Here is a 6,272-nt window from a genome sequence, read left to right as displayed (position 1 = left end):
GTTGTTGCGGCTCCTTGTGGCCGCCGAAGCCTGCGCGCATCGCTGAGAGAATTTTCTCGGCGAATGTATGTTCCTTGCGGGAACGAAAACGTGCGAACAGCGCCGCCGTGAGGACCTCGGCCGGCACGGCTTCGTCGATCGCCGCATTCACCGTCCAGCGGCCCTCGCCGGAATCCTCGACGAAACCGGAATAGTTCTGCAGCGCCGGATTCTTCGCCAGCGCCGACGCCGTCAAATCGAGCAGCCAGGACGGGATCACGCTGCCACGCCGCCAGACTTCGGCGATATCGGCGATATCCAGTTCGAAGCGGTGCTCCTGCGGCAGCGCCTCAATGTTGGCGTTCTTCAGGATGTCGAAGCCCTCGGCATAGGCCTGCATCAGGCCGTATTCGATGCCGTTGTGAACCATCTTGACGAAATGCCCGGCGCCGATCGGGCCGGCATGAAGATAGCCCTGTTCGACGCGCGGATCGCGGCCCTGTCGTCCGTCTGTGCGCGGAATATCGCCAAGCCCCGGTGCGAGCGTCTTGAAGATCGGATCGAGGCGATCGACGACTGCCTTGTCGCCGCCGATCATCATGCAGTAGCCGCGCTCGATGCCCCAGACGCCGCCGGACGTGCCAACGTCGACATAGTGGATGCCGCGCTCCTTCAACGCCTTGCCGCGGCGAACGTCGTCCTGCCAGAAGGTGTTGCCGCCATCGATGATGACATCGCCTTTGTCCATCAGTTTGGCGATTGCTTCGATCGTGCTTTCGGTGATGTGACCGGCCGGCAGCATGATCCAGGCGGCGCGCGGCTTTTCGAGCTTGCCGACGAATTCCTCCAGCGAGGCTGCGCCTGCCGCACCTTCCTTGACGAGGCCTGCGACCGCGCCCGCATCCTTGTCGTAGACGACAGTCTTTTGGCCGTGACGCATCAGGCGGCGAACGATGTTGCCGCCCATCCGCCCCAGGCCGATCATGCCGAGTTGCATCATTAAGGTCCCTTTAGTTCAGCGCTTGCCGGATCGCCCGATCGAGCGTCTTCAGGCCGGATTTCAGATCGCCCTTCAGATGCACGCGCAGCGCGCGCCGGCCGCGCTCGGTCAGGACATCGAAATCGCCGCGGGCCTGTGCCGCCTTGATCACGCCGAAGCTCGCCTTCTGGCCGGGTACCGGCAAATCCTTGGCGTCGTCGGCGGTGATCTGAAGGAACACGCCGGAGTCGGGGCCGCCTTTATAGGCCTGGCCGGTCGAATGCAGGAAGCGCGGGCCGAATTCGGCGCAGGTCGCGACATGACGCTGGTCACGAACCGCAAGACGGACGCCTTGCAGCGTGTCGATATGTTCGGCGTTGCGCTCGATATAAGCGAGCAGGGCAACGTAGTCGCCGGCATCGAGGCGCGAGAGATGCGCCTTGATCCAGGACTCCAGCGTGCCGTCGGCGCCGGCGTCGCGCAATTCGCTGGCATTGATCTCGTCGGTATAGAGATCGGCCCCGTTGGTCGAGACGACAGGCTTTTCGGCCGGGAGCTTGCCTGATTTTTCGAAAGCAGCCGTCAGCTCACGCGTCTTGACCTTGGCAGCTTCGACGTCGGGCTGGTTGAACGGGTTGATGCCGAGAACGGCGCCGGCAACGGCCGTGGCCATCTCGAAACGATAGAATTCCTGGCCGATATGTTCGATCGATTTCATCACGATCCGAACGACGGGATGGCCAGCCTGCTCCAGTGCATCGAGCCTGGCATCGTGAGCGGCGTCGTTTTCACCCTCGGTGCGCAGATCGATGAAAAAGCGGTCGTTACCGTAGGCCGAGACCTCACCGAGCGTCTCGCCATCGATCGGGATGAGGCCCTTGCCGTCCTTGCCGGTGGACTCCGCGATGAGCTGCTCAGCCCAGGCGCCGAAGTCCGCGATTTTCTTCGACGAGAAGATCGTCACCTTGTCGCGGCCTTCAAGACCCGCAAGGCCGATGGCGAGCCCGAGTTGCACACCGGGATTCTCATGCGGCGGTACGTCCGCGCCGCAGGAGCGCACCATTGCAAGCGTGTGGCGAATGAGGCTCTTGACGTCGATGCCCGCGGTCGCCGCCGGCACCAGCCCGAACGGCGACAATACCGAATAGCGGCCGCCGATCGTCGGATCGCCGTAGAAGACGCGGGCAAACCCCTGCTTTTTCGCAACCTTCTCCAGCGAGGAGCCGGGATCGGTGACGGCGATAAAGCGATGTCCGGCTGCTTCAGTGCCGATCGCCTTGGACACCTGCGAGAAGAAATAATCCTTCATCACGTTGGGCTCGGTGGTGCCGCCGGATTTGCTCGAGACGATGAACACGGTCTTCTTGATGTCGATCGCCTTTTCCATCGTGCGCACCTGGGCGGGGTCGGTGGAATCGAGCACGTGGAGCTTGGGGAATCCGGCCTTTTTCGGAAACGTCTGCGCCAGCACTTCGGGCCCAAGGCTCGATCCGCCCATCCCGAGCACGACCGCATCCGAGAAATTCTGTCCCTTGACCCGCCTCGCGTAGTCTTCGTAATCGGCGATATCGGCCTTGGCGGCACTGTCGAGCCAGCCGAGCCATTTGTTCTCGTCATCGCCGGTCCAGACCGTTTTGTCCTTGTGCCAGAGCTTTCGGATTTTGGCGGCGGCGCGCCACTCTTCGGTGCCCTTCTCGACCGCCTTTTCGAGGCCGGGGCTCAGCGCCAGTTTTTGCGCGCTGATGGCGGAGCCAAGTACAGTGGCGCGCTTGAAGGCGACCGCGCCGTAAAGCTTGTCGGCGGCGTCCGCGAATAGCTTGACGCCGTCCTTGACCAGCTCTGCCGTGATTGCATCGAGCGAGATGCCGGATTTGTCGAGTTCGGCGAGTACCCGCCGGGCTTCCTCGACATTTTCCTCCAGACTGTCGCGCGGCTTGCCGTGATCGCGGAAGGCGTCCAGCGTCGCCGGCGGCACGGTGTTGACCGTGTTGGGGCCGATCAACTCCTCGACATAGAGCACGTCGCTATATTCCTTGTTCTTGGTGCCGGTCGAGGCCCACAGCAGCCGTTGCGGCTTGGCGCCTTTGGCCGCGAGCTTCTCCCAGCGCGCGCCCGAGAACAGCTCCTTGTATTCCTGATAGGCGAGCTTGGCATTGGCGATCGCGACCTTGCCTTTCAGCGCGGCGAGCCGCTCCTTCTCGTGCGGATCGTTGGCGCGTGCGATCTTCTCGTCGAGCTGCTTGTCGACCGCGCTGTCGATGCGGCTGACGAAAAAGCTGGCGACACTCGCGACATGGGAGGGATCGCCGCCATCGGCGACGAGCTGCTCCAGGCCGGCGATATAGGCCTTCGCGACCTCGATATAGACCTCTTGCGAGAACAACAGCGTGATGTTGATGTTGAGGCCCTTGCCGGTGAGATACTCGATTGCGGGCAGGCCTTCCGCCGTCGCCGGCACTTTCACCATCAGATTCTTGCGATGAACGTCATGCCAGAGCTTCATCGCCTCGGCGATCGTGCCCTTGGTGTCCATCGCCAGATAGGGCGAGACTTCCAGGCTCACGAAGCCATCATTGCCTTTGAATTCGTCATAAACGGGCCGCAGCACGTCCGCGGCATGCTGAATGTCCTCGACGGCAAGATGTTCGAACAGATCGGCGATCGGACGGTCGGCCTTTTGCAAGGCGCGTCCGATGGCGCCATCATATTCGTCAGAGCTGCCGATCGCTTTTTCAAAGATCGAGGGGTTGGAGGTGACGCCTTTGACGCCGTCCGTATCGATCAGTTTCTTCAGTTCGCCTTTGGCGATGAAGCCGCGGGCCAAAAAATCCAGCCAGATCGCCTGGCCATGGTTTTCAAGTGTCTTGACCGGATTCATGATGCCCTTGTTCGGTTGGAGGCGGGTGGAATGCCGCGGAGTCGGGCCGGACATTAGCGAGAGGTCCCGCCCTCAACAATCCCACGGGACCGGCCTATAAGCGCCTCAAGCCTTTAAGCGCCTCAAGTGACCGGATTATGGGCGCCTCTGTATGGAGAGAACGCTCCGGCGGCGAGATCGATCCTCGGAACGGGCCGTCTAGCCGGTCCCATCTGATCAATTTTTCGATCTATGACGGGGCTGGCATGTCATGGCTTCATGTCTGGCTTGCTGCGGGCTCCGCCTTCCGGGCGATCTTTGTCACTGCTATCGTACCTTCATAAAAACAAGTGCAGGGGAGGTTCATCACATGCTGCCAGAGGATATCCGCGCCACCAGCCGCCGCCGCTTTTTACAGTTTTGCGCAGCCTCTCCGCTGCTGGCATCCGGCGCCTTCGCCGCCAAGGCCATGGAGGTCCCATCCAAATTACCCGATCCCATGACGTGGGCGCCGCCCGGCAGTATTGATCTCATCAAGGCGCCGAAAGAGGCGATCAACGTGTTCGATTTCGAGCCGGTTGCCCGGGCGAACGTGCCGCCGGCCCATTTCGGCTACATGGCGTCGGGCATCGACGATGAAGTCACGCTGCGTGCCAATCGCGAGGACTTCAAGAAATTCCAGTTGATGCCGCATCGGCTCAAGGATGTTTCCAAGGTCGATACCTCGATCGAGCTGTTCGGAACGAAATACGATTCGCCGATCTTCGTGTGTCCGACCGGCGCCAACCAGTTCTTCCATCCCGACGGCGAGCTGGCGGTCGCGCGCGCGGCGAAAGCCGGCAATCATCTGCAGATGCTCTCGACCTCATCGAACTACTCCGTCGACGACGTCACCAAGGAGCGCGGTGCGCCGATCTGGTTCCAGCTCTACGCCTCGCCGAGCTTCGAGGTCGCCAAAGCCCTGATCAAGCGCGCCGACGGTGCCGGTTGTCCCGTGCTGATGGTGACGGTTGATCGCCTCGCCGGCCGCAATCAGGAGACACTCTTCCGCCTGATGAAGTCCGATACCCGCGAATGTTCGGGCTGTCATGACCGATCGAGCTTTGCCGCGCGTGCCTTGCGGCGGCACAACTACGACGGCATCGATCTCACCGGCATCAAGGGCGCGGGCGAATCTTCCAATCTCGATTGGGATACGGTCAAGCGCATGCGCGACGTGACCAAGATGAAAATCATGCTCAAGGGCATTGTCACCGCAGACGATGCCGAACTTGCCGTGCAGAATGGGATCGATGGCATTCTGGTGTCGAACCATGGCGGCCGCGGCGAAGACAACGGCCGGTCGACCATCGATGCGCTGCCCGAGATCATCGCTGCCGTGAACGGGCGCATGCCTGTGATCTTCGATTCCGGCGTCCGCCGCGGCACCGATGTGGTGAAGGCCCTTGCCTTGGGCGCACAGGCGGTCGGCGTGGGCCGGCCCTATCTCTGGGGGCTGGGTGCATTCGGCCAGCAGGGTGTGGAGCGGGTGCTCGAACTCGTGCGCACCGAGACCAAAGCCGCGATGCAGCAGTGTGGCGCCAAGTCGGTGAAGGATCTCAACACGAGCTACGTGCGGCGGGTGACGTGAAGGCTTGGGGATCGCTTGCGGCGATCCCTGCGCTGTTCATTTGCGCTTCATCGGCCAGATGCTACGGTTTGGCTGATTTTCCGGTCCGTTCGGCAGATCATTGCTAATTGTTTCCAAGCACAAGGAGGAAGAGGATGATTCGGACGTTCCTTATTGGCACGACCCTGGCGCTGGGGCTGACCACTGCCGCCAGCGCGGCAGTTTCGCCTGCGCCGATGGGCATCACCAACAGCCCGGTGATCAAGGTTGCCGAAGGCTGCGGACGCGGCTGGTGGCGCGGCCCGGGCGGCCGGTGTCATCCGATGTTCGACGGCCGCGCTTGCCCTCCCGGATATCACCTTGGACCGGAGCGTCGGCGCTGCTGGCCGAACTGACCGGCTGAATTGGATTTCATCCGACGAGCGGCTGGGCCATGACGGTCCAGCCGTTTTCGTTTGCAACTTCCACGGTGGTGAGTTTTTTCGGGCCGAAAATCAGGAATCATCGAATCGAACCGCGCGCGTTGCGGATCGTTGTCGTGGGCGAGAATGCCCCGGACGGCGAGATGGATATCCTGAGATGAGCGATGTCGTGCGGCAAAGCAAGGTCCCGGAAATCACGTTGATCTTCTGGCTGATCAAGATACTTGCGACGACGCTCGGCGAGACCGGCGGCGATGCGGTATCGATGTCGATGAATCTCGGCTATGCGCTCTCGTCCGTCATTTTCATCGGCATCTTTGTCGTTGCCGTCATCACGCAAATTCGTGCCGATGCCTTTCATCCCCTGCTGTACTGGTTTGTCGTGGTCGCCACCACGACCGCAGGAACGACACTGGCCGACTTCGC

At 61.7% G+C, this 6,272-nt stretch carries 4 protein-coding genes and 1 pseudogene; 3 read left to right on the top strand and 2 right to left on the bottom strand.

The window, feature by feature from the left end:
• Together gnd and VFL62_RS03325 are read right to left on the bottom strand one after the other, a co-directional pair.
• Positions 1 to 976, bottom strand: a 976-nt coding sequence (gnd, locus tag VFL62_RS03330; protein ID WP_325170956.1) for a phosphogluconate dehydrogenase (NAD(+)-dependent, decarboxylating), incomplete at its 3' end; no start/stop codon positions are given.
• Between the two features lie 13 nt (positions 977 to 989).
• Positions 990 to 3,836 carry a bifunctional transaldolase/phosoglucose isomerase gene (locus VFL62_RS03325; RefSeq protein WP_325170955.1) on the bottom strand — a complete coding sequence of 949 codons (2,847 nt, stop codon included), beginning with the start codon at positions 3,834 to 3,836 and terminating at the stop codon, positions 990 to 992.
• A gap of 349 nt (positions 3,837 to 4,185) precedes the next feature.
• Here VFL62_RS03325 and VFL62_RS03320 point away from each other — a divergent pair, with 349 nt between their 5' ends.
• The 3 genes and pseudogenes from VFL62_RS03320 to VFL62_RS03310 all read left to right on the top strand — a co-directional run.
• Positions 4,186 to 5,445 (top strand): alpha-hydroxy acid oxidase, encoded by a 1,260-nt coding sequence (locus VFL62_RS03320; RefSeq protein ID WP_325170954.1) that lies wholly within the window; start codon positions 4,186 to 4,188, stop codon positions 5,443 to 5,445.
• A 134-nt stretch (positions 5,446 to 5,579) separates the two neighbouring features.
• Positions 5,580 to 5,819, top strand: a complete 240-nt coding sequence (locus VFL62_RS03315) for a GCG_CRPN prefix-to-repeats domain-containing protein (protein ID WP_325170953.1) — start codon at positions 5,580 to 5,582, stop codon at positions 5,817 to 5,819.
• Between the two features lie 184 nt (positions 5,820 to 6,003).
• Positions 6,004 to 6,272 (top strand): annotated as a pseudogene (locus VFL62_RS03310) (hypothetical protein); the annotation flags it as partial.

The organism is Bradyrhizobium sp. (assembly GCF_035701725.1).
Lineage (GTDB): Bacteria > Pseudomonadota > Alphaproteobacteria > Rhizobiales > Xanthobacteraceae > Bradyrhizobium.
Note: the sequence above shows the minus strand (reverse complement) of the source record. Positions and strands in the feature narration are given on the sequence as shown.